The sequence below is a fragment of the Croceitalea vernalis genome (assembly GCF_031846405.1).
GTDB classification, from domain to species: Bacteria; Bacteroidota; Bacteroidia; order Flavobacteriales; family Flavobacteriaceae; genus Croceitalea; species Croceitalea vernalis.
Genome location: NZ_JAVRHU010000001.1, coordinates 362,438 through 385,042, shown reverse-complemented (window position 1 = coordinate 385,042; position 22,605 = coordinate 362,438). Strand labels below are relative to the sequence as shown.

23 protein-coding genes and 1 pseudogene are annotated in these 22,605 nt (G+C 34.7%); 9 read left to right on the top strand and 15 right to left on the bottom strand.

Annotated elements, in window-relative coordinates:
* Window positions 1–191: 191 nt before the first annotated feature.
* From RM520_RS15320 to RM520_RS01660, 6 genes and pseudogenes are all read right to left on the bottom strand, one after another.
* Window positions 192–638 (bottom strand): annotated as a pseudogene (locus RM520_RS15320) (tetratricopeptide repeat protein); the annotation flags it as partial.
* The gene (locus tag RM520_RS01680; protein ID WP_311383974.1) at window positions 631–1,674 is read right to left on the bottom strand and encodes a VWA domain-containing protein; all 1,044 of its coding nucleotides are present in this window, start codon (window positions 1,672–1,674) and stop codon (window positions 631–633) included. The pseudogene RM520_RS15320 and the gene RM520_RS01680, both read right to left, overlap by 8 nt.
* A 4-nt stretch (window positions 1,675–1,678) precedes the next feature.
* A complete protein-coding gene (locus RM520_RS01675) occupies window positions 1,679–2,680 on the bottom strand; it encodes a vWA domain-containing protein (protein ID WP_311383973.1) in 1,002 nt (333 codons plus the stop codon).
* Window positions 2,680–4,341, bottom strand: a complete 1,662-nt coding sequence (locus RM520_RS01670) for a BatD family protein (RefSeq protein ID WP_311386750.1) — start codon at window positions 4,339–4,341, stop codon at window positions 2,680–2,682. The genes RM520_RS01675 and RM520_RS01670 overlap by 1 nt, the downstream gene beginning before the upstream one ends.
* Window positions 4,342–5,208, bottom strand: a complete 867-nt coding sequence (locus tag RM520_RS01665) for a DUF58 domain-containing protein (protein WP_311386749.1) — start codon at window positions 5,206–5,208, stop codon at window positions 4,342–4,344.
* Between the two features lie 75 nt (window positions 5,209–5,283).
* Window positions 5,284–6,285: an AAA family ATPase gene (locus RM520_RS01660; RefSeq protein ID WP_311383970.1), complete on the bottom strand. Its 1,002-nt coding sequence runs from the start codon at window positions 6,283–6,285 to the stop codon at window positions 5,284–5,286.
* 158 nt (window positions 6,286–6,443) lie between these two features.
* Between RM520_RS01660 and RM520_RS01655 the strand changes: the two genes are divergently transcribed.
* The 3 genes from RM520_RS01655 to RM520_RS01645 are packed head-to-tail and all read left to right on the top strand — an operon-like array spanning window position 6,444 to window position 9,214.
* Window positions 6,444–7,316 carry an aldo/keto reductase gene (locus RM520_RS01655; protein ID WP_311386748.1) on the top strand — a complete coding sequence of 291 codons (873 nt, stop codon included), beginning with the start codon at window positions 6,444–6,446 and terminating at the stop codon, window positions 7,314–7,316.
* A 9-nt stretch (window positions 7,317–7,325) separates the two neighbouring features.
* Window positions 7,326–8,081, top strand: coding sequence for an SDR family NAD(P)-dependent oxidoreductase (locus RM520_RS01650; RefSeq protein WP_311383968.1), 756 nt, complete (start codon window positions 7,326–7,328; stop codon window positions 8,079–8,081).
* Window positions 8,078–9,214, top strand: coding sequence for an ATP-binding protein (locus RM520_RS01645; protein ID WP_311386747.1), 1,137 nt, complete (start codon window positions 8,078–8,080; stop codon window positions 9,212–9,214). Before RM520_RS01650 ends, RM520_RS01645 begins: the two co-directional genes overlap by 4 nt.
* Window positions 9,215–9,294: 80 nt before the next feature.
* On the opposite strand, the gene RM520_RS01640 is transcribed toward RM520_RS01645, so the two are convergent.
* Window positions 9,295–10,239, bottom strand: a complete 945-nt coding sequence (locus tag RM520_RS01640; RefSeq protein WP_311383966.1) for a carbohydrate kinase family protein — start codon at window positions 10,237–10,239, stop codon at window positions 9,295–9,297.
* A 142-nt stretch (window positions 10,240–10,381) separates the two neighbouring features.
* On the opposite strand from RM520_RS01640, the gene RM520_RS01635 reads away from it, so the two are divergent.
* Window positions 10,382–11,107, top strand: coding sequence for a metallophosphoesterase (locus RM520_RS01635; protein ID WP_311387383.1), 726 nt, complete (start codon window positions 10,382–10,384; stop codon window positions 11,105–11,107).
* A gap of 56 nt (window positions 11,108–11,163) precedes the next feature.
* Window positions 11,164–12,159, top strand: coding sequence for an acyl-ACP desaturase (locus tag RM520_RS01630; RefSeq protein WP_311386746.1), 996 nt, complete (start codon window positions 11,164–11,166; stop codon window positions 12,157–12,159).
* Between the two features lie 61 nt (window positions 12,160–12,220).
* Here RM520_RS01630 and RM520_RS01625 read toward each other — a convergent pair whose 3' ends face one another.
* Window positions 12,221–12,778: a helix-hairpin-helix domain-containing protein gene (locus tag RM520_RS01625; protein WP_311383963.1), complete on the bottom strand. Its 558-nt coding sequence runs from the start codon at window positions 12,776–12,778 to the stop codon at window positions 12,221–12,223.
* 24 nt (window positions 12,779–12,802) lie between these two features.
* Window positions 12,803–13,714 (bottom strand): OmpA family protein, encoded by a 912-nt coding sequence (locus RM520_RS01620; RefSeq protein WP_311386745.1) that lies wholly within the window; start codon window positions 13,712–13,714, stop codon window positions 12,803–12,805.
* A gap of 412 nt (window positions 13,715–14,126) precedes the next feature.
* On the opposite strand from RM520_RS01620, the gene RM520_RS01615 reads away from it, so the two are divergent.
* Window positions 14,127–15,083: a sugar phosphate isomerase/epimerase family protein gene (locus RM520_RS01615; RefSeq protein WP_311386744.1), complete on the top strand. Its 957-nt coding sequence runs from the start codon at window positions 14,127–14,129 to the stop codon at window positions 15,081–15,083.
* Between the two features lie 3 nt (window positions 15,084–15,086).
* On the opposite strand, the gene amaB is transcribed toward RM520_RS01615, so the two are convergent.
* The 5 genes from amaB to RM520_RS01590 all read right to left on the bottom strand — a co-directional run bounded on the left by amaB (window position 15,087) and on the right by RM520_RS01590 (window position 19,016).
* A complete protein-coding gene (amaB, locus tag RM520_RS01610) occupies window positions 15,087–16,640 on the bottom strand; it encodes an L-piperidine-6-carboxylate dehydrogenase (RefSeq protein ID WP_311386743.1) in 1,554 nt (517 codons plus the stop codon).
* 42 nt (window positions 16,641–16,682) lie between these two features.
* Entirely contained in the window at window positions 16,683–17,057 is a 375-nt protein-coding gene (locus RM520_RS01605) for a DUF1304 domain-containing protein (RefSeq protein ID WP_311386742.1), read from the bottom strand.
* A 5-nt stretch (window positions 17,058–17,062) separates the two neighbouring features.
* Window positions 17,063–17,602: a 3-hydroxyanthranilate 3,4-dioxygenase gene (locus RM520_RS01600; protein WP_311386741.1), complete on the bottom strand. Its 540-nt coding sequence runs from the start codon at window positions 17,600–17,602 to the stop codon at window positions 17,063–17,065.
* Window positions 17,603–17,729: 127 nt separating this feature from the next.
* Window positions 17,730–18,224, bottom strand: a complete 495-nt coding sequence (locus RM520_RS01595) for a CAP domain-containing protein (protein ID WP_311386740.1) — start codon at window positions 18,222–18,224, stop codon at window positions 17,730–17,732.
* Window positions 18,225–18,509: 285 nt separating this feature from the next.
* The gene (locus RM520_RS01590; RefSeq protein ID WP_311386739.1) at window positions 18,510–19,016 is read right to left on the bottom strand and encodes a CvpA family protein; all 507 of its coding nucleotides are present in this window, start codon (window positions 19,014–19,016) and stop codon (window positions 18,510–18,512) included.
* 90 nt (window positions 19,017–19,106) lie between these two features.
* Here RM520_RS01590 and RM520_RS01585 point away from each other — a divergent pair, with 90 nt between their 5' ends.
* The 3 genes from RM520_RS01585 (at window position 19,107) to RM520_RS01575 (ending at window position 21,530) form a co-directional block, all read left to right on the top strand.
* Window positions 19,107–19,463: a hypothetical protein gene (locus tag RM520_RS01585; RefSeq protein ID WP_311383955.1), complete on the top strand. Its 357-nt coding sequence runs from the start codon at window positions 19,107–19,109 to the stop codon at window positions 19,461–19,463.
* Window positions 19,463–19,771 (top strand): antibiotic biosynthesis monooxygenase family protein, encoded by a 309-nt coding sequence (locus RM520_RS01580; RefSeq protein WP_311383954.1) that lies wholly within the window; start codon window positions 19,463–19,465, stop codon window positions 19,769–19,771. The genes RM520_RS01585 and RM520_RS01580 overlap by 1 nt, the downstream gene beginning before the upstream one ends.
* 94 nt (window positions 19,772–19,865) lie before the next feature.
* Window positions 19,866–21,530: a glycerol-3-phosphate dehydrogenase/oxidase gene (locus tag RM520_RS01575; RefSeq protein ID WP_311383953.1), complete on the top strand. Its 1,665-nt coding sequence runs from the start codon at window positions 19,866–19,868 to the stop codon at window positions 21,528–21,530.
* Here RM520_RS01575 and RM520_RS01570 read toward each other — a convergent pair.
* On the bottom strand, window positions 21,527–22,516 hold the full coding sequence (locus RM520_RS01570) for an NAD(P)H-dependent glycerol-3-phosphate dehydrogenase (RefSeq protein ID WP_409220515.1): 990 nt from the start codon (window positions 22,514–22,516) through the stop codon (window positions 21,527–21,529). The genes RM520_RS01575 and RM520_RS01570 overlap by 4 nt on opposite strands.
* Window positions 22,517–22,605: the final 89 nt, after the last annotated feature.

Genomic DNA, 22,605 nt, shown 5'->3' with positions numbered 1-22,605 from the left:
TCACCTTCATCACCCTCGTCTTTATTTTCGTCATCTTTTTGGTCTCCTTCATTATCCTTATCGTTCTCTCCGTCTTGATTCTGATCTTGATTTTTGTCTTTATCGTCTTTTTGGTCTTGGTCTTTTTTATCGTCTTGATTGTCGTCTTTCTTTTGCTCGTCTTGTTGTTTCTTAAGCATTTCTTTGGCTAAAGCAAGATTATACCGTGTTTCTTCGTCATTTGGGTTATTTCGTAGTGCTTGTTTATAGGCCTCAACAGCTTTTTCATATTCTTCATTTTTCATAAAAACATTTCCCATATTATGGAATGCTCTATGCTTTACAGGTTTTTCTTCTGCTTTTTCACCAGCTTGTTTAAAACGGCCAAAGGCTTCTGTAAAACTTTCACGATTATAATATGCTCTTCCTAAGTTATAAGGAGCTGCGGCATTTTTATCACTTTTAGAAATAGCTCTTCTATAATCCGCCTCAGCATTTACAAAATCGTTTTGAGTCAGGGTTTCATTAGCGTTATAGGTAATATTTTTAGATTCTTTAAACGCTTTAGCTTCTTTCTTTAAGGCGTCTTCATCATCCTGTGCTTGAATAAAGCCAGCAAAAAGTATTACGAATCCTAAGATTATATTTCTCCTATTCATTATGCTCATTAAAAAGGTTTAACTTTTTCAACCATTTTGTTTTTCTGTCTAACAAGAAAACATCTAAAAATAAAAAGAAAAGTCCCAAGCCTAAAAACCACTGAAATTGATCTTTATATTCAGCAAACTGTTTGGCCTCAAATTCTTTTTTATCCATCTTATTCAATTCTTCCTTGATAAACTCCACTGCATTTTCCGTATTAGCGCCATTTATATAAACCCCATTACCTTCGTCAGCTATAGCTGACAGCACGGGTTCATTTAGTTTGGTTATTACTACTTCTCCCTCAGCGTTTTTCTTTAGACTTTCAATAACACCTTTACGCTTAATAGGTATCGGTGCTCCTTTTGGTTTTCCAACACCAATGGTAAATATTTTAATTCCGTTTTGAGTTGCTTCTTCTACAGCGCTTAAAGTATTTCCTTCTGAATGATCTTCCCCGTCAGAAATAATGAATAATACGCGATTGGTTTGCTCTTCATCATTGTAATATGTTGAGGCTAATTCGATGGCTGAATTAATTGCTGTGCCTTGTGATGAAAGCATATTAGTATTCATGCTTTGTAAAAACATTTTTGCTGCACCATAGTCTGTAGTGATTGGTAACTGTGGATAAGCCTGGCCAGCATAAGCAATTATGCCAATACGGTCGCTTGCTAACTGATTTATTATTTCAGAAACTAAGCGCTTTGCCTTTTCTAATCTATTGGGTGCAATATCTTCAGCTAACATACTTTTAGAAACATCCACTGCAAATACAATATCTACTCCTTCTCGTTTCACAGTTTCTAGTTTAGTTCCAATTTTTGGATTCACCAGAGCAACCACCAAACATGAAATACCCAATAAAAGAACAATAAGCTTAAGGGTTGATTTAAATTTAGATTTGTTAGGAGCAAGACGCTTAAGCAGTTTAGAAGTAGCAAACTCTCGTTGTTTACTTCTCTTCCAAACCTGTAATAAAAGAAAAAGCAAAACTAAAACCGGTACAAGACCTAGTAAATAGAAATATAATTTTTCTTCAAATTGAACCATGTTGTTATATAAAACTTTTAAATAATGTTGCCCTTAATCCCCACTCAATCAATAGTAAAAATCCTGCTAAGAAAACCAAAGGGCGAAACTTTTCTTCGTATTTGTAATACTTAAATTCTTCAATTTCTGTTTTCTCGAGCTTATTAATTTCATCATAGATTTCTTCTAACTTATCATTGTTCGTTGCTCTAAAGTATTGCCCACCTGTTACGTCAGCTATATCTTGTAACAGTTGTTCATCAATTTCGACTTGCCGCATTCCATATTGAAAAGTTTTGCCATCACGTTTGTAGGCGATTGGTGTTAAGGCATTGCCATTTGTTCCTAAACCAATGGTGTACGTTTTTATATCATATTCAACTGCAAGGTCTGCTGCTGTCTGTGGCTCAATAAATCCTGAGTTATTTACCCCATCAGTAAGTAAAATAATAACTTTGCTTATTGCTTTACTTTCTTTTAGTCTATTAACCGACGTCGCTAGCCCCATACCTATGGCCGTACCATCTTCTAGTTGACCATAAGTGATTTCTCGTAGGGCTCCTAAAACAATTGATTTGTCACTTGTAATTGGGGTTTTCGTATAACTTTCTCCTGCATACGCAACCAAACCAATTCTATCATTAGGACGTTTTTTGATAAAATTAGCAGCTACTTCCTTCAAGGCTGCCAGACGATTTGGTTTTAAATCTTGGGCTAACATACTTGACGAAACATCAATTGCCATTACAATATCAATTCCTTTAGTAGTTTTTGTTCTGGTTGAAATATCTTCTGTTTGCGGCCTTGCTAAAGCAGTTATTATAGCAGAAAGGGCTAATAATCGCAAAGCAAAAAGTAAAGGCTTCAGTTTTGAAAGAATTCGGCTTCCATTAAAACCTTTCAATGTTGAAATTGTAAGTGAAGCAAGCTGTTTTTTTCTAGTGAGTATGTACCACAAAATAGCTAAAGGCAACAAAAGAAATAACCAGAAAAATTGAGGGTTTGCAAATTCTATATTATCAAACATTAGCTTTGGGTTTTTACATCGACCGAGGTCAATACACGTTCAACAATTTTTTCTGCATACTTATCATCATCCAACCATGTAATGACTATTTGTTGCATAAACCCTTTGCCACCAAAACTAAGAATGGCGTATTTTCCCTTAATTAAATCAGAAGACTCAGGGACTTTAAATTTACCACTACCAAAAGTTTTTAATCCTTTAACCCCGGCATTGGTAAAAAACTCTTCTTGCTTGGTAATAATGTTTTTTGCTCCTTGTTTTTCAAAGCTTTGTAATAATTGTTCAATTGGTTTTTCAAAATCAGGTTCATTAGCTTCAGCAAATGTTGTAGACGTGGTCATTACTGTAAATAAACCCAACGAACTTCTATAACCAAAGGCTTGTAAGTCTGCAATTTCGGCTTTTAATTCTTCTGGCAACTTTATTTCTTGACGCAGTAAGACTTTTGGCGTTGCAATATCAATAGGTGGATACCCGTAGGTGCTATGTACCCATTCACTTTCTAGTAATTCCTTTGTTGGGTGTCCTAAAACAGTATCTTTTACTTCACTAAAACCGTAGTACACTATGGAAGATGTTGCTCCGATGAATAAAATGCCTGCGAAAATTGCCGCCGCTAAATAAATTCTTTTTCGTTGTTTTTTCTTTGCTAATTCCTCAAGATACTCTTCGTTTTGCAGCAAATCTTCAACAGTCGGTTCGGGCAATGCTTCCTTGGTTTTAACAACAATATCTTCAACAAGTTTTCTATCCTGCTCTGCTACTGACGTCGGTGGTTTTGATTTGGCAAATTTTACCAAATCTGCTGTTCTTAACACTTTTTTAAATTGGTCAATAGTACTTTCATCTAGTGTTAGCTCCCCAGCATCTTTTAAGAGCTCTAATTTTTCAATTAATTGATCAGTTGTACTTTCTAATGCGGAAACATGAACATCTTCCTCTAAATAGGAACGAACAATATCTGTGAGCTCAGAATAGTATTTTTTGTATTCATCTTGAATTAGATACCTTGAATTTTCAAGCTCTTTTAATTGTAATAAGGCTCTATCAAATGGAGGTAGAAGCGCAACTTTTTCTTCTTCAGTTAACGGTTTTTTTCTGAGAAATAACCAGTAAACTAAGCCACCTATAAAAAGCAAACCAAGAAAAATCCATAATAGAGTTTTAAAAAGTTTAGCGTTGCTTTTTTCCACTTCAATCAAAGGTTTAATATCAAACATTTTTTGTTTGGTAGTATCAACAACAACGTCGGCAACTTTGATTTGAAAAGAATCAGTAAAAAAGGGTTCTTCATTGATAGCAATTCTTTGAGGCGGTATAGTATAGGCGCCACTATCAAATTGAGTAAGCGCATAAATTCTTTGAAGGGTTATACGGTCTTTATTTTTTGTCGTATCAATTTTTAAAGCCTCAACCATCTCTAATGGGGAGAAGGTTTGGTCTTCCGGAAAGTAAACAATATTCAGTGAGTCGGTTTCAACAGTAATTTTATATTGAATTTGTTCTCCAATTTTTATTGAAGTAGAATCAATATTTGCTTTTACTGTGGATTGGGCTTGGGCAAAACTGACAAATGAAAGCAGAAAAAAAGCAAAGGTCAATCCTCGACTAATTAATCGAGTATGGCCTTGGATTATTAATTTGAAACCTACAACTCTCATTTATCCTCTTCGTTTAAAATACCCCAACAATTTTTTCACGTAGCTTTCATCTACTCTACAACTTAAAACTCCACTCCCAGATTTCGCAAAAGCGTCATTAAAATAGTCTACGCGTTCTAAATGATATTTCCAATATTCATGTCGTACTTTTTTAGAACTAGTATTTACTAACTGAATTCCTCCAGTTTCAGCATCCTGAACCTGAATCATTCCTAAGTTCGGAATGTATTCTTCTTTTTCATCATAAATACGAATTCCGGTAACGTCATGCTTATTACCAGCTATTCGAAGAGTGTTATCATAACCTTCAGCAATAAAATCAGAAAGCATGAATACAATAGCTTTCTTTTTCATCACATTTCTTAGAAATTTAAATGCCTCAGAAATATTAGTCTCATGGCTCTGAGGTACAAATTCTAATAATTCTCGAATGATACGAAGTACATGACTTTTTCCTTTTTTAGGTGGGATAAAAAGTTCTACTTCATTAGAAAAAAGAATAAGCCCTACTTTGTCATTATTCTGCATTGCTGAAAAAGCTAATGTTGCCGAAATTTCTGTAATGATTTCTTTTTTGAATTGATTGGTTGTTCCAAATAATTCAGAACCACTAACATCAACCATCAACATCATGGTTAATTCACGTTCTTCTTCAAACACTTTTACATATGGCTCATTATACCTAGCAGTTACATTCCAGTCAATGGAACGAACATCATCACCAAATTGATATTGACGTACTTCACTAAAAGTCATACCTCTACCTTTAAAGGTTGAGTGATATTCACCACCAAAAATATGATCAGACAATCTTCTTGTCTTAATCTCAATTTTGCGTACTTTTTTTAGTAACTCTTTTGTATCCATTTAATCAATGAAAAGTAATCGGTAATAGCAGTTGGTTATTATTTGGAATGATACTAGTTGATTAAACAACAATTTCTAAGGCACCTCAACCTCGTTTACAATTTTGTTTATGATTTCTTCAGAGGTAACATTTTCTGCTTCTGCCTCATAAGTAATACCTATTCTGTGGCGTAAAACATCATGTACTACGGCGCGAACATCTTCAGGAATTACGTAACCTCTTCTTTTTATAAATGCATAGCATTTTGAGGCGTTAGCAAGATTGATACTTCCTCTTGGTGAAGCACCAAAACTTATTAGGTTTTTTAAATGTTCTAAATTGTATTTTTCTGGATACCTAGTAGCAAAAACTATATCAAGAATATATTTTTCTATTTTTTCATCCATGTACACTTCACGAACTGCTTTTTGTGCGCTAAGAATTTGTTTTACGGTAACAACGGGTTTTATGGGCTCTAAACTACCTTTTAGATTCTGCCTCATAATCATTTGTTCTTCGTTCAATTTTGGATAATCGATAACTGTTTTTAGCATGAAACGGTCAACCTGAGCTTCTGGTAATGGATAAGTTCCTTCTTGTTCAACCGGGTTTTGAGTTGCCATTACCAAGAATGGAGGAGTCAATTTAAAAGTCTCATCTCCTATTGTAACTTGCTTTTCTTGCATAGCCTCTAGTAAGGCCGATTGTACTTTTGCTGGAGCTCGATTAATCTCATCTGCTAGAACGAAATTGGCGAAAATAGGGCCTTTCTTTATAGAAAAGTCATTCTCTTTTATGTTATAAATCATAGTACCTACAACATCTGCAGGTAATAAGTCTGGAGTAAACTGAATTCTACTAAAACTACCTTTCACTGCCTTAGCCAAGGTGTTAATTGCTAGTGTTTTTGCTAATCCAGGGACACCCTCTAATAGAATATGTCCTTGACCTAACAAGCCAATGAGCAATCTTTCAATCATATGGTTTTGACCAACAATAGCCTTATTCATTTCAATAGTAAGCAGGTCAATAAAAGCGCTTTCTTTTGCAATTTTTTCGTTTACCGCACTAATATCAATCGTAGTATTTTCTTCCATAGGAAATATTGTAATGCCTTATTTTTTTATTTAGAATTTTAACAAAGTGCAAAATGAAAATTTATTTAAAAATGGGCTGTTAATTATTGGTTAAAAAAACGGCGTGAGCCCTAGTTTTGTGAAGAGTTTAAGGTATTAATTTTATATTTTCACCACTTATGCAAAATACACAGAAATACTCTAAAATAATTGCTGGAACGATGACTTGGGGCAGTTGGGGTAAAAAACTACCAACAAATGAAATAGAAGGGCTAATAAACTATTGTCTAGAAACAGGGATTCACACCTTTGACCACGCTGATATTTACGGAGATTATGGCACAGAAGCTGATTTTGGAAAAGCGTTGAAACAAAGCGGCGTTAAACGTATTGATTTACAGATAATTACAAAATGCGGAATTCAAATGGGTCATTGCAGAGATAACCAAGTGGCGCATTACCAATATGATGCCGACTATATTATTTGGTCCGCAGAGCAGTCGCTAAAAAATCTTCAAACCGATTACATTGATTTATTCTTACTTCATCGACCTAGTCCTTTAATGAATCCAACAGAAATTATAAAAGGAATTCAAAAATTGCTAGATGAGGGTAAAATTAAACAGTTTGGTGTTTCTAATTTCACACCTGCTCAAATTCAAATGTTAGATACCGCAATTCATGTAGGGGCTAATCAAGTAGAGTTTTCATTGACACACGATGACCCGATGTATGATGGTACATTTAATGATTGTATGGCAAAACATAGAATGGCAATGTCATGGAGTCCTTTAGGTAATTATTTTAGAGAAGAAAATGAACAAAACTCTAGAATTAAAGGGGTAATGAACGAGTTAAAAGACAAATATAATGCTGACGAAAGTCAACTATTACTTGCGTTTATTTTAAAACATCCGTCTGCTGTTCATCCTGTAGTTGGAACTGCTACCAAAGAGCGCTTAAAAAGTTCCATTGAAGCAGTTAATATTAATTTAGAATTAAAAGATTGGTTTAAACTCCTCGAAGCTAGCAAAGGAGAACCAATACCTTAAAAATATAGTATGTCAAAAACAGCTTTAATAACTGGAGCAAGTAGTGGTATTGGAAAAGCAACCGCCGAATTATTGGCTAAGCATGGTATAAATTTGATACTTTGTGGTCGCCGTCAAGAACGCTTAGATGCCCTAAAAAAACAACTAGGTGCGGTAACAAAAGTGGAGACATTAAATTTTGATGTACGTGACAGAAAAGGTGTTTTTGATGCTATAGCATCTTTGTCAGGTGTATTTGAAAGTATCGATATTTTGATAAATAATGCGGGGAATGCTCATGGTCTTGACCCAATAAATGAAGGAAATCTTGACGATTGGGATGCCATGCTTGATATTAATGTCAAAGGATTACTGTATGTTTCAAAGGCAATTCTACCCCAAATGGTAGAACGAAAATCAGGGCATATTATCAATATTGGTTCAACTGCTGGTAAAGAGGTTTATCCAAAAGGAAATGTGTATTGCGCAAGTAAATATGCTGTTGATGCTATCAATCAAGGAATGCGAATTGATTTAAATGAATATGGTATTCGCGTAGGGGCTATTAATCCTGGTCTTGTTGAAACAGAATTTAGTGAAGTACGTTTTAAAGGAGATTCAAATCGCGCAGAAAAAGTGTATCAAGGTTATCAGCCGCTCAAGCCTGAAGATATTGCTGATATTATTCGTTTTGTGGTCACAAGACCTTACCATGTTAACATTGCTGATTTGGTAGTAATGTCAACAGCCCAAGCAAGTTCTACGATTGTGAAGAAAAATTTATGATTAATAAACGCCTTTTGGTTAAAAACTTACTTGCTCATAACGATGAGAACAGTTTTTATGACAAAAAGCGATTTATTGCTATTGGAGAAAAAGAGGGAAAGGCTAAATTTTTAAAACATGTTTGTGCATTGGCAAACAGTAACCCTAAGAATAATTCATTCATAGTTGTTGGCGTTGAAGATGAAGACAACAAGATTGTTGGAGTAGATTTTTTTGACGATAGTAAAATCCAAAACCTGGTTAATGCCTACCTAGATAACCCACCAAAAATTTCTTATGAGAATATTCCTTTTCCTGATTTACCCGAAGGTAAAGTTGTTGGTTTAGTTACAATAACATCTAACGAAAAAGTATGCGCATTAAGAAAAAACATCTGGAAATATTATGGGGGAGCTGTTTTCTTTAGAGAAGGTAGTATTAGTTTGCCAAAGGCATTTGATATTAAGTTAGAAGATATAAATTCTGATAAAGTTGCAACAATTGAGCAACACGCTCGTAATAATATTGAGTTAACGCTAGATGGCGTGATCGATTTTTTGAATAATAGACATTCTAATCTAACTAGTAATTATAAAGTTTTTAAAGAACAGTTCGTGTTATGTTGGGCAGGACATGAAAAGAAAGTCAAGAGTGAAACTTATTATTCTCGTGTAGATATCGAACTTATAAATGAACAAGTAAAATTATTCTATTCTGCTTTAGATGAGATTACCATTAATTATGATGATGACTCATTTACTATTTTAGAATATGTTCAACTTGGTTTGAGCAAACAACAAAAGTATTTTCCATTAGAAGAAGTAACGATAACATTCTCTGATAATGGTAATTATGCTATTAATAGCGAACTTCTCTTTGAACCACCCCAATATGATAAGAAAACATTGTATCATATTTTCAATGCCAATAATGCGCTCTTACAAAAGCTAGAGAATAATATTAGATTGACACCAGCTGAAAGAGTTGACTTAGAATTTTTGCCAGACACCTATCTTATTTGTTACTTAAATGGATTTGAAGAAGCTAAAGAACTTATGGAGTCGGCAAGGTCAATTTTAAAAAAAACAGATAGACATGTTTATCAATCTTTGAAAGAGTCATTAAGGGTTTTGAGAAAGGTTAGATACAGTTAGTATTTTTTGAATCAGAAGAGTTCAAATTTATGCATTAGTAAACTAATTTATCAAAGCTATAGTTGAAACTGGAATAAAGTTCAATCTTCTAATTGTGCTAATGTAGGTAGAGCTATGATGGCCCCGTAATTGGTCGTAGTTATGGCTCCGGCTTTATTTGCTTTTTCAACCATTTTCATTAACAACTCATCATCATTAAAAACCATATTAAAATTCGAAAGTTGCGAGATTTGGTAAAGTAAACAACCAATAAAAGCATCGCCAGCACCGGTAGTATCAACAGGAGAAACTTTTATGCTTGGCACTGTATGTTGCATATTGTCAGTACTTACAAAAGTGCCTTCTTTACCTAAAGTAATAGTAATAATTTTTGCGCCTGCTTTATGTAAAACTTCGCAGGCTTCTTTTACAGTATCTTTTCCTGACAGCAAAAAAGCTTCTTCTAAACTAAACTTGCATAAATGTGATTTCTCTACATAAGGCATGCATTTTTTTATAAACACAGCTTCATTGTCCTTCCAAAGATCAGTTCTAAAATTAGGATCAAAACTTATAAAAGCATCTTTCGTTAGAGCATCAAAAAAATAATGTCCATATGCTTCTTCAAGACCACCTCCTAACATTGCAGTGGCAGCTCCTAAATGAATCATGTTTCTGTCAAAATCTTTTTTAATTGACGAATCATACTTTAATTCTCTATCTGCTCCTCTACTAAAAACAAAGTCTCTTTCACCATCTTCAGCCAAAGAAACAAATGCTAATGTTGTAAAAGTATTAGCACGTTGAGACTTAGAAATATCAACATTTTCATTTTTAAGAACATCTAATAAAAAAGAACCAAAGGGGTCTTTACCAACACAACCAATAAAAGAACTTTTACCACCAAGTTTTGATATGGCACAAGCAACGTTGGCAGGAGCTCCACCGGCTTTTTTTGTAAAATTAATTGCTTTTGAAAGGTCATTACCTTGATTTTCAGCCACGAAATCAATTAGAAGTTCACCGATACAAAAAACTCGGGTCATGAGATGAAGGTTAAAATGAGTAGGCAAGGTACATAGAATTACATTCCCTGTCCAAATTATATCTGAAATGAGTATTTATTTCTTAACCCAAATTTTTCATGATAAAAACATTATTGTTTTTAATATTGTTAAAAAATCTGAAATGAGGAAATTGGTAGTAGGTGATATTCATTCTGGCTTAAAAGCATTAGAACAACTATTGGTAAGAGCTGAGGTAACTACGAATGACCATCTTATTTTTTTAGGGGATTACGTAGATTCTTGGAGTGACGCTTTTGAAACAGTCAATTTTCTAATTGATTTAGACAAAACACATCGATGCACCTTTATTCGTGGCAATCATGATGAACTATGTAAAGACTGGATGTTGACCGGAGAAGAAAATTCGACATGGTTAGCACATGGGGGTGCCGCTACAAGAGATTCATATCTTAAAGCCGGAAAGCAGCATTGGGATGCGCATATAGCGTTTTATGAGTCATTAAAAAACACTTACGTTGACAAAGAAAACAGGTTATATCTTCACGCTGGGTTTACAAATCTTAAAGGAATAGAATACGAGTTTTTTAATGAATTATTTTATTGGGATAGAACACTATGGGAACTTGCAAAAGCAATTAATCCAGGGATTCAACCTAGTGATAAAAATTACCCTAAAAGACTATCGAATTACCTAGAAATTTTTATTGGTCACACACCTATATCAAAAACGGGTAAAACAATACCACAAAATGGGGCTAATGTTTGGAATGTTGATACTGGTGCAGCTTTTAAAGGTTCATTAACTGCTATGGATGTAGATACAAAAGAATTTTGGCAGAGTGATGCTGTTGAAAGCTTTTACCCAGGTGAAAAAGGAAGAAACTGAGTCTAAACGATTCGATTTCGAATAATAATAATGACCTTTACCTAAATTCGCTATTCATGTCGTTGAAGAATATACGTTTAGAAGTAATGCAAGCTATTGAACCAAAAGTTCAAGGTTTTATGAATGACTTTTTGGTGCCAATAGAAAAAATTTGGCAGCCCACCGATTTTTTACCTAATTCACAAGAGGATACTTTTTTTGATGAAGTTGAACAAATTCGTGAGGAATCAAAAGAACTAGGATATGACTTTTGGGTTACGTTGGTAGCTGATACTATAACAGAAGAAGCCTTGCCTACCTATGAGTCTTGGCTGATGGACGTTGAAGGGGTTGACCAACATTCAGGGAAAGACAATGGATGGTCTAAATGGGTTCGAGCATGGACTGCTGAAGAGAATAGACATGGTGATGTTCTTAATAAATACCTTTATCTATCAGGAAGAGTTAATATGCGTGAAATTGAAATAACTACGCAGCATTTAATCGCAGATGGTTTTGATATAGGGACGGATAGAGACCCCTATAAGAACTTTATATATACTACATTTCAAGAACTAGCTACTAATATATCGCACAAACGTGTAGGTCAAATGGCTAAGAAAAAGGGCAATACCTTGCTAGGTAAGATGTGTACGATAATTGCAGGCGATGAAATGCGACATCATTTAGCTTATCGCGAGTTTGTAAAAACGATTTTTGGACAAGATCCAAATGGAATGATGCTGGCTTTTGCTGATATGATGAAAAAGAAAATTGTGATGCCTGCACACTTTTTAAGAGAATCAGGGGGTGAAATAAGTTCGGCATTTGAATTGTTCTCTAATTGTGCTCAACGTTTAGGAGTTTATACCGCTCAAGACTATGTTGATATTCTAAGAAAACTGAATACCTATTGGGATATAGGTAATGTCACTGCACTTTCAGAACAAGCCGAAAAAGCTCGAGATTATTTAATGAAGCTTCCAGATAGACTACAACGAATTTCTGAGCGTATGCAGTTTAATGAAGACCAATATAGGTTTAAGTGGGTAGAGGCTAACGGAATGTTATAAAAGATAAAAACCGGTTTCATTTGAAACCGGTTTTTTTGATGGTTATTTAAATTTGGAATATTTATAGTTTACCTGCTTTATGTTCATCTTGCCATTTGGCTAGCTTTTTCCAATCCCCTTTAAATGCCATTTTGGCCTGCATTGGCCATGAAGCAGGATCATGCATTTGATAGCGTTTACCACCAGAATTTAAAACTTCTTGACACTTAGCAACTTTTGTTTCTGAAAGTGCCTGCCACGTTTTTATTCCAAAATTGTGAAAAAGACCTTCAATTTTAGGTCCAATTCCTTCTACAATTTTAAGGTCGTCTTGTTTTATCTTCTTTCCAAAAGCAGCTTTTGCTCCGGCAGCATCAAATGCTATAGCGGTGGCCGCTATTGAAGATGCAACTTTAGGTTTAGAAGGTTTGGCCGCTTTTGTAACAGGCTTAGCCGTTAACTTTTTAGTACAAGCATCTAAATCAGCTCTAAGTTTGGTATTTTTATCTTCAAGTACTTTAAGCTCCGCCGAATTATCAATTACTTCTCTTTTACTTTTACCCCAAAGGTAACCTAAGAGACCACAAATTGCCCCTACTAAAAGCGGAATTAACCAGCACCAAATATTATCAAAATTCATTTTTATTGTTTTTAAATGTTATTATTAGTTAAGTGTTACTACAGTTCTTCGGTTTTTAGACCTTCCTTCTTCTGTTGCGTTAGTCGCAATTGGTGAGTCAGGGCCTTGTGAAGAGGTATTAATTTTATCAGCAGAAATACCGTTTGAAACAAGATAAGCCTTAGCAAAATCTGCACGTTCTTGGCCTAGGCCAATGTTTGTAATTCTGTTGCCAGTATTATCAGTATGTCCAACCACTTTACAAGATGCACCTTCTACTTTATCTAAATATGAAGAAATGTTCGCAACCTTTTGCCGTTGCTCTGTGGTTAAATTGATGGCAGCTTGTCCGGTTTGAAAATAGAGAACTAACGGATTAGCAATAATCTCATCATGCAACGCTTCTAATGCTTCGCCAGCGTTTTCGTTACCCTCCTCGATTTCATAAGTGATAGGCCCCAATAGTGTATTATCTAATGGTAAGAGCTCATCCATGAGTTTGCCAAAGGTGCTCGTTTGCACTGATGGAATGCCGTTTGCAACTAAATAGTTCTTTACAGCATTAGCTCGTGCTAATCCAAGATTAGGGAAAGCTGAAGGGTTGTCTTCATCGCTGCGATACAATCCAGTAATGTTAATAACCTTATTGCTATTTTCTAACAAATAAGACTTTAAACTTTCAACTCCATTACTCACATTTTCTGAAAGAGGCATAAGAACGCTGGATGAAGACAAATCAAAATTGAAATTATCATTCACATCAAATGCGTATTCGCCATCTTTTACTGAAAAAGGAAATGAAGTGGGTTCAGGTTCTTTAACAGGAATTATTTCTTCTTGCACCTGTTCGGTTTCAGTTGTTGCCAAACGGCAATCGCTGCAATAGGTAAAATAGAAAAAGGTTCCTATTAAAATGGTAATAATCATACCTAATAAATAGGGTAGGTTTTTTGTCATTTTTAATAGTATTAGTGTTTGAGGCACAAAGTATTAAAAATTAGTTAAAAAAGTTAAAATATGACAAGGAAATTGTTCGTAACCAATGGATTATGAAACAGTTTACACAAATAGAATCAGTTTTGTTACTTCATTAGGATGAAAAATACGACCAGTTATACAGTATTTAGTACCACTTATAATAGTCTTATTTTTTGTTAGATGATTAATACTGAAATTGTATTCAAAAGATAATATACCCGCTCTCTCCCGACAAAGTTCCGGCATTGAGAATGGTTTTTCAAACTTTAGTTTGAGTTAGTTAAGTTGGTTTTAAAAGCCGTTGTTCTTGCGTTGAACAGCGGTTTTTTCTTTTTTGAAACACAAAAAGTAAGTTTTATTATTATCTTACTTAACCAATTAAATTTGAAATATGAATAGAAGAAAGGCCCTAAAAAAAGGTTTGTTAGGTGTTGGAGCATTAGCAATGAGCCCTTCATTAAAGAGCTTTTCAACCTTATTAAATAATACCACACTTGGTGTTCAATTATTTACTATTCCTAAAATGGTTGATACTGATTTGAAAGGATCATTGCAATTGATAAGTGAATTGGGTTATCAAGAGGTTGAATTTTTTGGACCATACCCCTTTAGCGTACAAAGTGCAAAAGATAGTTGGAATCAAATTAAGCCAATGTTGGGCATAACTAATGATGCTTTTTATGGAAATACTATAGAAGAAACAGCTGGTTTGTTAAAAGACTTCAATTTAAAATCTCCATCCATGCATACTGATATGGATACACTTCGTCATGGTTTAGAAAAAATGCTGGATGAAGTTTCTAAATTAGACACAAAATATTTGGTTTTACCTGCTATTCAAGAGGAAAAGAGCTCACTTGATAATTATAAAAGATTTGTTGAAGAATTTAATTCCTTTGGCGAAAAGATGGCAGCATATAATATTCAATTTGTCTACCATAATCATGGCTATGAGCATATGGAGCTTGACGGAAAAATACCAATGAATTTTTTATTGGAGAATGTAAATTCAGAATTTGTCAAATTTGAACTAGATATTTTTTGGATGCAGGCTGCAGGTGCAAACCCAATTGATTATTTGAAGAAATACCCATTAAGCTATAAGGCCTTGCATATCAAGGATGCTACGAAAGAATTTCGCTTTAAAGGTGACGGACAAACACCTGACCATTGGATGGCAGGTTTTCCTTTGATGAGTGATCCAGGTGATGGAGTTTATGATATTAAAGGAATTATTGCACAGGCAAAAGCATCAGGAGTAGAACATTTCTTCTTAGAGCGTGATATAGCTCCTGAACCTGAAAAAACCTTGAAAAACTCGTATAAAAACTTAAGAGAGCTCATTTAAGGTTTACAAATCAAATTTTATTCCTTGGGCTAAAGGAAGTTCTGTAGTGTAATTTATCGTATTAGTCTGTCTGCGCATGTAAACTTTCCAGGCGTCAGAACCACTTTCACGACCACCACCAGTTTCTTTTTCACCACCAAAAGCACCACCAATTTCAGCTCCCGAAGTACCAATGTTGACATTAGCTATACCACAATCACTTCCTGAAGCAGATAGAAAACGTTCAGCTTCACGCAGGTTATTCGTCATGATTGCCGAAGATAATCCTTGAACTACACCATTTTGTTGTGCAATAGCATTTTCCACTTCACCAGAATATTTAAGTAAATAAAGGATAGGTGCAAAGGTTTCTTCTTGTACTGTTTCATATGAATTATCTGCCTCGACAATTGCCGGTTTCACATAGCATCCGCTTTCATAACCTTCTCCCGATAATACTTGGCCTTCAACTAAAACTTTACCACCTTCTTTTACAACACTCTTTAATGAAGCGTTATACATTGCAACAGCGTCGGTATCAATTAGTGGACCTACATGATTGTTCTCATCTAATGGATTGCCAATACGTAGTTGTTTATAAGCATCAACAACACTGCTCTTGACTTGATCATACATAGATTCATGAACTATTAATCTTCTAGTAGAGGTACATCTTTGACCAGCGGTACCCACAGCTCCAAAAACAGCTCCAATAACAGTCATTTTTATATCGGCATCAGGGGTAACAATAATGGCATTATTGCCGCCAAGTTCTAATAACGATTTCCCTAAACGAGCAGCAACAGCTTGAGCAACTATTTTTCCCATTCTAATAGAGCCTGTTGCCGAAACTAAAGGCACTCTTTTATCATTGGTCATCATTTCCCCTACTTCGTAATCTCCGTTAATTAAACATGAGATTCCTTCTGGCAAGTTATTTTGTTTTAATACTTCCGCTATAATATTTTGACATGCAACTCCGCAAAACGGAGTTTTCTCAGAGGGCTTCCAAACACAAACATCGCCGCTTACCCATGCCAAGGCAGTATTCCAAGCCCAAACAGCAACAGGAAAATTGAACGCGGAAATAATACCTACAATACCTAAGGGATGATACTGTTCGTACATGCGATGTCCAGGTCTTTCTGAATGCATAGTTAAGCCATGTAACTGTCTTGATAAACCAACGGCAAAATCACAGATATCAATCATTTCTTGCACTTCACCTAAGCCTTCTTGGTACGATTTGCCCATTTCATAAGAAACTAACTTACCTAAAGGTTCTTTCAGTTCTCTTAGCTTTTCACCAAACTGTCTAACAATTTCTCCTCTAAGAGGGGCCGGCTTGGTTTTCCAATCTGCAAAGGCCGCAGACGCTGCAGACATCACTTTTTCATACTCGTCTTTGGTAGTAGCTTTTACTTTACCTATTAATTCGCCATCAACTGGGGAAAAGGAAGAAATTAGTTCACCTGAACCAAAATTAGTTATACCCGTTGAAGTTCCATTATTGATTTCTTTTAAGCCTAGTTGTTTTAAGGCAGTATCCAATCCAAAAGCTGAAGCAATTTTTGACATTTTATAACTTTTTAAAGCGGTATTGTTAGATTTTTCACAAAACTACGAAGAATAAAGGGTAGCTAAAAGCAAAACAATACCTATCAAAGCAGGCATTGCTTGAATCGTAAATATTTTTTTTGAAACTGACATCGCACCATAAATTCCTGCCACAGCTACGCACGACAAAAAAAACAAAGCAATATAAATTTGCCAAACTGAATCTTGAATAAGTAATGACCAAATTAAACCAGCGGCTAAAAAACCGTTATATAATCCTTGGTTAGCAGCCATAGACTTTGTAGGTTCAAACAAATCTTGAGGGAAATTTTTAAATACTTTTCTGGCTTTTGTTGTCCATGCAAACATTTCTAACCATAAAAAATATAGGTGTAAAATGGCAACTAAGGCCGTTATTATTTTAGCAATGAGTAGCATAAGCATTAGTTTTTAGCAATAAAACGTTTATCAACGGGCATAATGGTATTACAATTATCACAGGTTCTCAATTCTTTTGACCCATAAAAATGTTCAAAATGACTTAAAAAGTCTTTTTCAATGTCATGTAAAGTAAAATAGGCCTCGTACAATTTATGATTACAATTATCACAAAACCAAAGTAATCCATCATCAACATTCATATGGTTTCGTTTGCGTTCAATAACCAAACCAATGGAACCTTCATTTCGCACAGGAGAGTGCGGTACCTTGGCCGGATGTAGGTACATATCTCCCGGACCTAATTGCATGGTTTTCTTCTTTCCATTTTCTTGAATATGTACTTCAATATTTCCTTCGAGTTGATAGAACAATTCTTCTGTTTCGTTGTAATGATAGTCTTTGCGTGCATTAGGCCCAGCAACAATCATAACAATGTAATCTCCAGCATCTTTATAAAGGTTTTTATTACCCACTGGAGGTTTGAGTGATTCTCTATTTTCTTCAATCCAAGTATTGAGATTGAAAGGAGCTTTAATTAACATTGTTTTTTTTGAAAGTTACAAAACCTCTTGCAATCAACCGAAATAGAAAAAGGCCCACATTGCTGTGAGCCTTTTCTAAACCATTATAATACTTATTAAAACACTTAATATAAAATCGAATCTAATTTTATTTCTTGAAGAAAATTTGGGTGTAAAATAATTTTCCTTCTGAATTTTCTTTGATACTTAAGGCAGTATGGGTAAAGTCTCCTTCGATGGTATTTTTATGAGAATCACTCTCTAACCAACCCTGTAAAGCCATTGCTGCCTCTGGATAATTTTTAGCTACGTTTTCCGCAATATGTGTTGCGCTTGTTTCTTGTGCAATTTTTGAAGCTCTTACACTAAAATTATCATGGCTAATTTCATCTTCAACGATCATAAACTGGGTATGCTCCTGAGCATATTTGTAGGTATTGTTACTAAAAACCAATTCGCTCATTCCATTTGAACTTCTATAGGTATTTACGATATTAAAAAGTTCCGTCTCTGCTTCTGTTAAAGTTACTTCAATCTCCTCAGCCCCATTTTCAAAAAGCGATTCATCGTCTTGAACTGAAGACGTGCTACAAGATGTAAATACTAGAGCAAAAACGAACATTGTAGAGTAAAATAATTTCATGTAATTGGTTTAAAAAGGTTTTGTTTTCTTTCTGATTTGTTTGGCTAAAGTATATCCAGTCATGAGCAAGACCTCAAAAATTCTTCAAGAAGCACTTTTTATTCGACAATCTGTAAAATCACGTATATTAAGGGTTTATCGACTAAATACAGGTATCATTTCATCGAAGAAAGTGGTATTTCGAATGATTTTTTACCGTTCGACGTGCTCTAATAACCATTAGTCGAAGAATGTTAAAAATGGACTTGGGTAAGTGGTAGAAAAATAACGGCTAGTGGGAAAAGATTACTCTTCAGAAGTGGTATTTGGCTTTTCTTTTAAAACTGTGCTAAAGACAAAGTCGCCAATATCACGAATGGGTTTATACAGAATGGAGTCTGTTTGAGTTTCTTCATTTACAAAGTTGAAGGAAGAAGTAGCCTTTTCAAAGAAAATAAGTAAAGCCCCGAGTATTACAGCAACTTTAAGCGCGCCAAAAATAGCGCCCGCGATTTTGTTCAAAAGACCAAGCATAGCAAAATCTGCAATTTTGGTTAAGAACTTACCAGCTAGATTCACTATTATGACAATAGCGATGAAGGTAATCAAAAATGAAGCAATTTTAATATAGCGATCATTCCAATCCATATTTTCTGAAAGATAATCACTCGCAATGTATGAGAAATGTATAGAACCATAAATACCAGCTATTAATGCGACCAAAGAAGCGAGCTCAACAAAGAGCCCATTTTTTAGTCCTTTATATAGTCCCCAAATCAAAAGAATGCCTAAAACAATGTCAATAAAACTCATGCTAATGGTTTGAACAAATATAGTAGTTACAAAACAACATTAAAATAGAACGATTTTAATAGTGAAGCTTGAGTAGTATCTTTGTTACCTATGGCAAGAGATATTGTTTTAAAAGAGCGCTGGCAACTATTGGTTGAGAAGCTATCCCTAAAATTTTCAGATGGAGACCCTTTAGAATTAGACGCCATAATTTATTTGGTTGGTGTACAAGAACTCGGACAGTACCAGCGTAAGTATAAGAAAGACGAAAAAGTCAACTTGATGCATATTGCTATTTGTAGATTGTTAGAACCTTATGGATATTATGAATTTGATTTTTTTGATGATGACGGTTGGCCGCACTATACTGTCAAAGAGGAATTGCCACCATTAAAAGCTGGTGAACAGACAGTTTTAATGAAGGAAGCAATTGTAAATTATTTTGTCGAAAAAGAATTTATAAACTAATGGAACTCAAAAAGCCGTATTACGCTGTAATCTTTACTAACAAAAGAACTGAAGGCGATAATGGTTACGCTGAAATGGCCATAACTATGGAAAGTTTAGCGAGAAAACAGGATGGATTTCTTGATTTTGAAACAGCTCGTGATGGTTTAGGTATTGCCATAAGTTATTGGCAAAGTTTAGAGGCAATTAGCAATTGGAAGGCTAACGTGGACCATCAAGTGGCCCAGACCAAGGGGAAAACAGCTTGGTATTCTTGGTACAAGGTTCGTATTTGTCGAGTAGAACGGGAATATGAGTTCACAATTTAATTTACATATTTTCTTTTTTACAAAACCATAATTCCATGAGGCATTTTGTAGCTCTATGATTTTGTAATTTTACGTTCTCAAAAAATTGCTACTTATGAAATCACCAACTCGGTTTTCTAATCTTGAGCGTAATGAAACAGTTCAGGTCCTTTTAAAAGACACATACGATCTTGTAGTAATTGGCGGTGGAATAACGGGTGGCGGAATTGCACTTGACGCGGCGTCACGCGGACTTAAAGTTGCCCTTATTGAAAAAGGAGATTTCGCTTCAGGTACAAGTAGCAAGTCTACAAAATTAATACACGGAGGACTGCGATATTTAAAACAGTTTGATTTTTGGTTGGTAAAAGAAGTTGGTTCTGAAAGGGCAATAGTCCACAAACTTGCGCCGCATCTCGTATTACCAGAGAAAATGTTGTTACCACTCATAGAAGGCGGTTCTTATGGTAAATGGCTTACCTCAATTGGGTTAAAGGTATATGATATACTCGCTCAGGTCGAAGGAGAAGATCAACGTCAAATGTTGGGTAAAAAAGAAGCTCTTAAATTGGAGCCATTATTACCGAAGAAAATATTGAATGGCGCTGGGTATTATGCAGAATATAGAACTGATGATGCACGTTTAACAACTGAAAACATTAAAACCAGTCTACAGCATGGTGCTAAAGCATTGAATTATGCTGAGGTTACTGATTTTATTTATGAAGATAATAAGGTAGCAGGTGTTAAAGTCTTGGATATTATTACAGGTAAACCTTTCGAGATAAAATCTAAATATGTCATTAGCGCGGCAGGGCCTTGGGTGGATGAGTTACGTAGTACCAATAATTCAAAAAAAGGGAAACGCTTGCACTTAACTAAGGGTGTGCATTTGGTATTTCCGTATGAAAAACTTCCTGTAAAGCAATCGGTGTATTTTGATATTCCTGATGGGAGAATGATGTTTGCAATCCCTAGAGGTAAAATCACTTATGTGGGTACTACTGACACTAATTTTAATTTAGATAAAGATAAAGTAGAAACAGATTTGGCTGATGCCATTTACTTAATTTCAGCTGTAAATAATATGTTTCCAAGTATTAATTTAGAAATGGAAGATATTATTTCTTCATGGGCAGGTCTTCGACCATTAATTCATGAAGAGGGAAAATCTGCCTCAGAGCTTTCACGTAAGGACGAGATTTTCACTTCAGATTCTGGGTTGATTAGCATAGCGGGCGGTAAACTTACCGGTTATCGTAAAATGGCTGAGCGTGCTGTCGATAGAATTGCAAAGCAAGTCGAAGAAGAAGGAATAAAATTAAAACCATGTACTACAGATAAAATTCCTTTGTGTGGTAACGATTTTAAAAAATTTAAACACGTTAAAAAATATATTCAAGAAATCTTCGAACGTATAAAAGCGGATGGATTGACCGAACATGATGCCTGGTTTCTAGTTACCAATTATGGTAAGCAGACTGAAATAATTTTGGATAATTATAAAGGCTTTAGAAATAATGATAACCAATTACGTCTGTTAAGGGCAGAGTTAAAATTTGGTATAGAATATGAAATGATATCTAATCCAATAGATTTTTTTATAAGAAGAACAGGCAGACTATATTTTGACATTGAAAGTATTAGAACCTATATGAATCCGGTTTTTGATGATATTAAAAAGGTTTTTGAATATTCTGATGAAAAGATGTTGAATTTTAAAGTACAATTAGAAAACGAATTGGATAGACATTCTAATTTTTCTTTAGATAGAGCTTAGTCCAATTTTTCTGTCAATTTTTTAAAAGTTTTTTTCGCGTTTTTGTTTTCGTAAAGAACTTGATAGACAGCGTCTATGATAGGGGTTTTAGACTTTTTCTCATGCTTTTGATTTAACAAATGGGCGCTTTTAGTGGCATAATAGCCTTCAGCAACCATATTCATTTCCATTTGGGCACTTTTTACGGTATATCCCTTTCCAATCATATTCCCAAACATTCGGTTCCGGCTAAAAGTGGAATAACCAGTCACCAACAAATCACCTAAATAGGCAGAATTATTTATATTACGTTTCATTTTATGAACACGAGCAATAAAGCGTTTCATTTCGCGAATAGCATTACTCATTAAAACACTTTGAAAATTATCGCCATAGCCAAGGCCATGAGCAATACCCGCAGCAATTGCATAGATATTCTTAAGCATAGCTGCATATTCCGTTCCGATAATATCATCGGAAATTTTAGTTTTTATGTAATGACTATTTAAATGTTCTGCCAATAATTTTGCTTTAGTTTCGTCAGCACATGCGATTGTTAAATAAGATAAACGTTCTAAGGCTACTTCCTCAGCGTGACACGGTCCTGTTATGACGCCAATATTTTCAAAAGGTACTTGATAGGTATCATGAAAATGTTCTCCAACAATTAGTCCGGTTTCAGGCACAATTCCTTTAATTGCCGAAAAAATCACCTTGTTTTCAAAGCTTGTGTTCAAATTTTGTAGTTCTTGATCTAGAAAAGCTGAGGGTATGGCAAAAATTAAAAAATCCGCAGCGGTTATTGCTTCATTAATATCACTTGTAAGAAAAAGAGATGCGGTCTTTAAATCAACAGAACTTAAGTAATTAGGATTGTTACCCTCAGTCATTATATGTGTAATGGCTGTTTCATTCCGCATGTACCAATGAACGGTGTCTAAATTCTCAGTCAACATTTTAACAATAGCCGTGGCCCAACTTCCACCACCTAAAACAGCAAATTTCAAAAGCGCTTGAATTTAATTTTTTCAAGGTTAAAGGTAGATAAAATCAAATATTAGATGTTAATACATGATTATCAACGTGTTATAATATT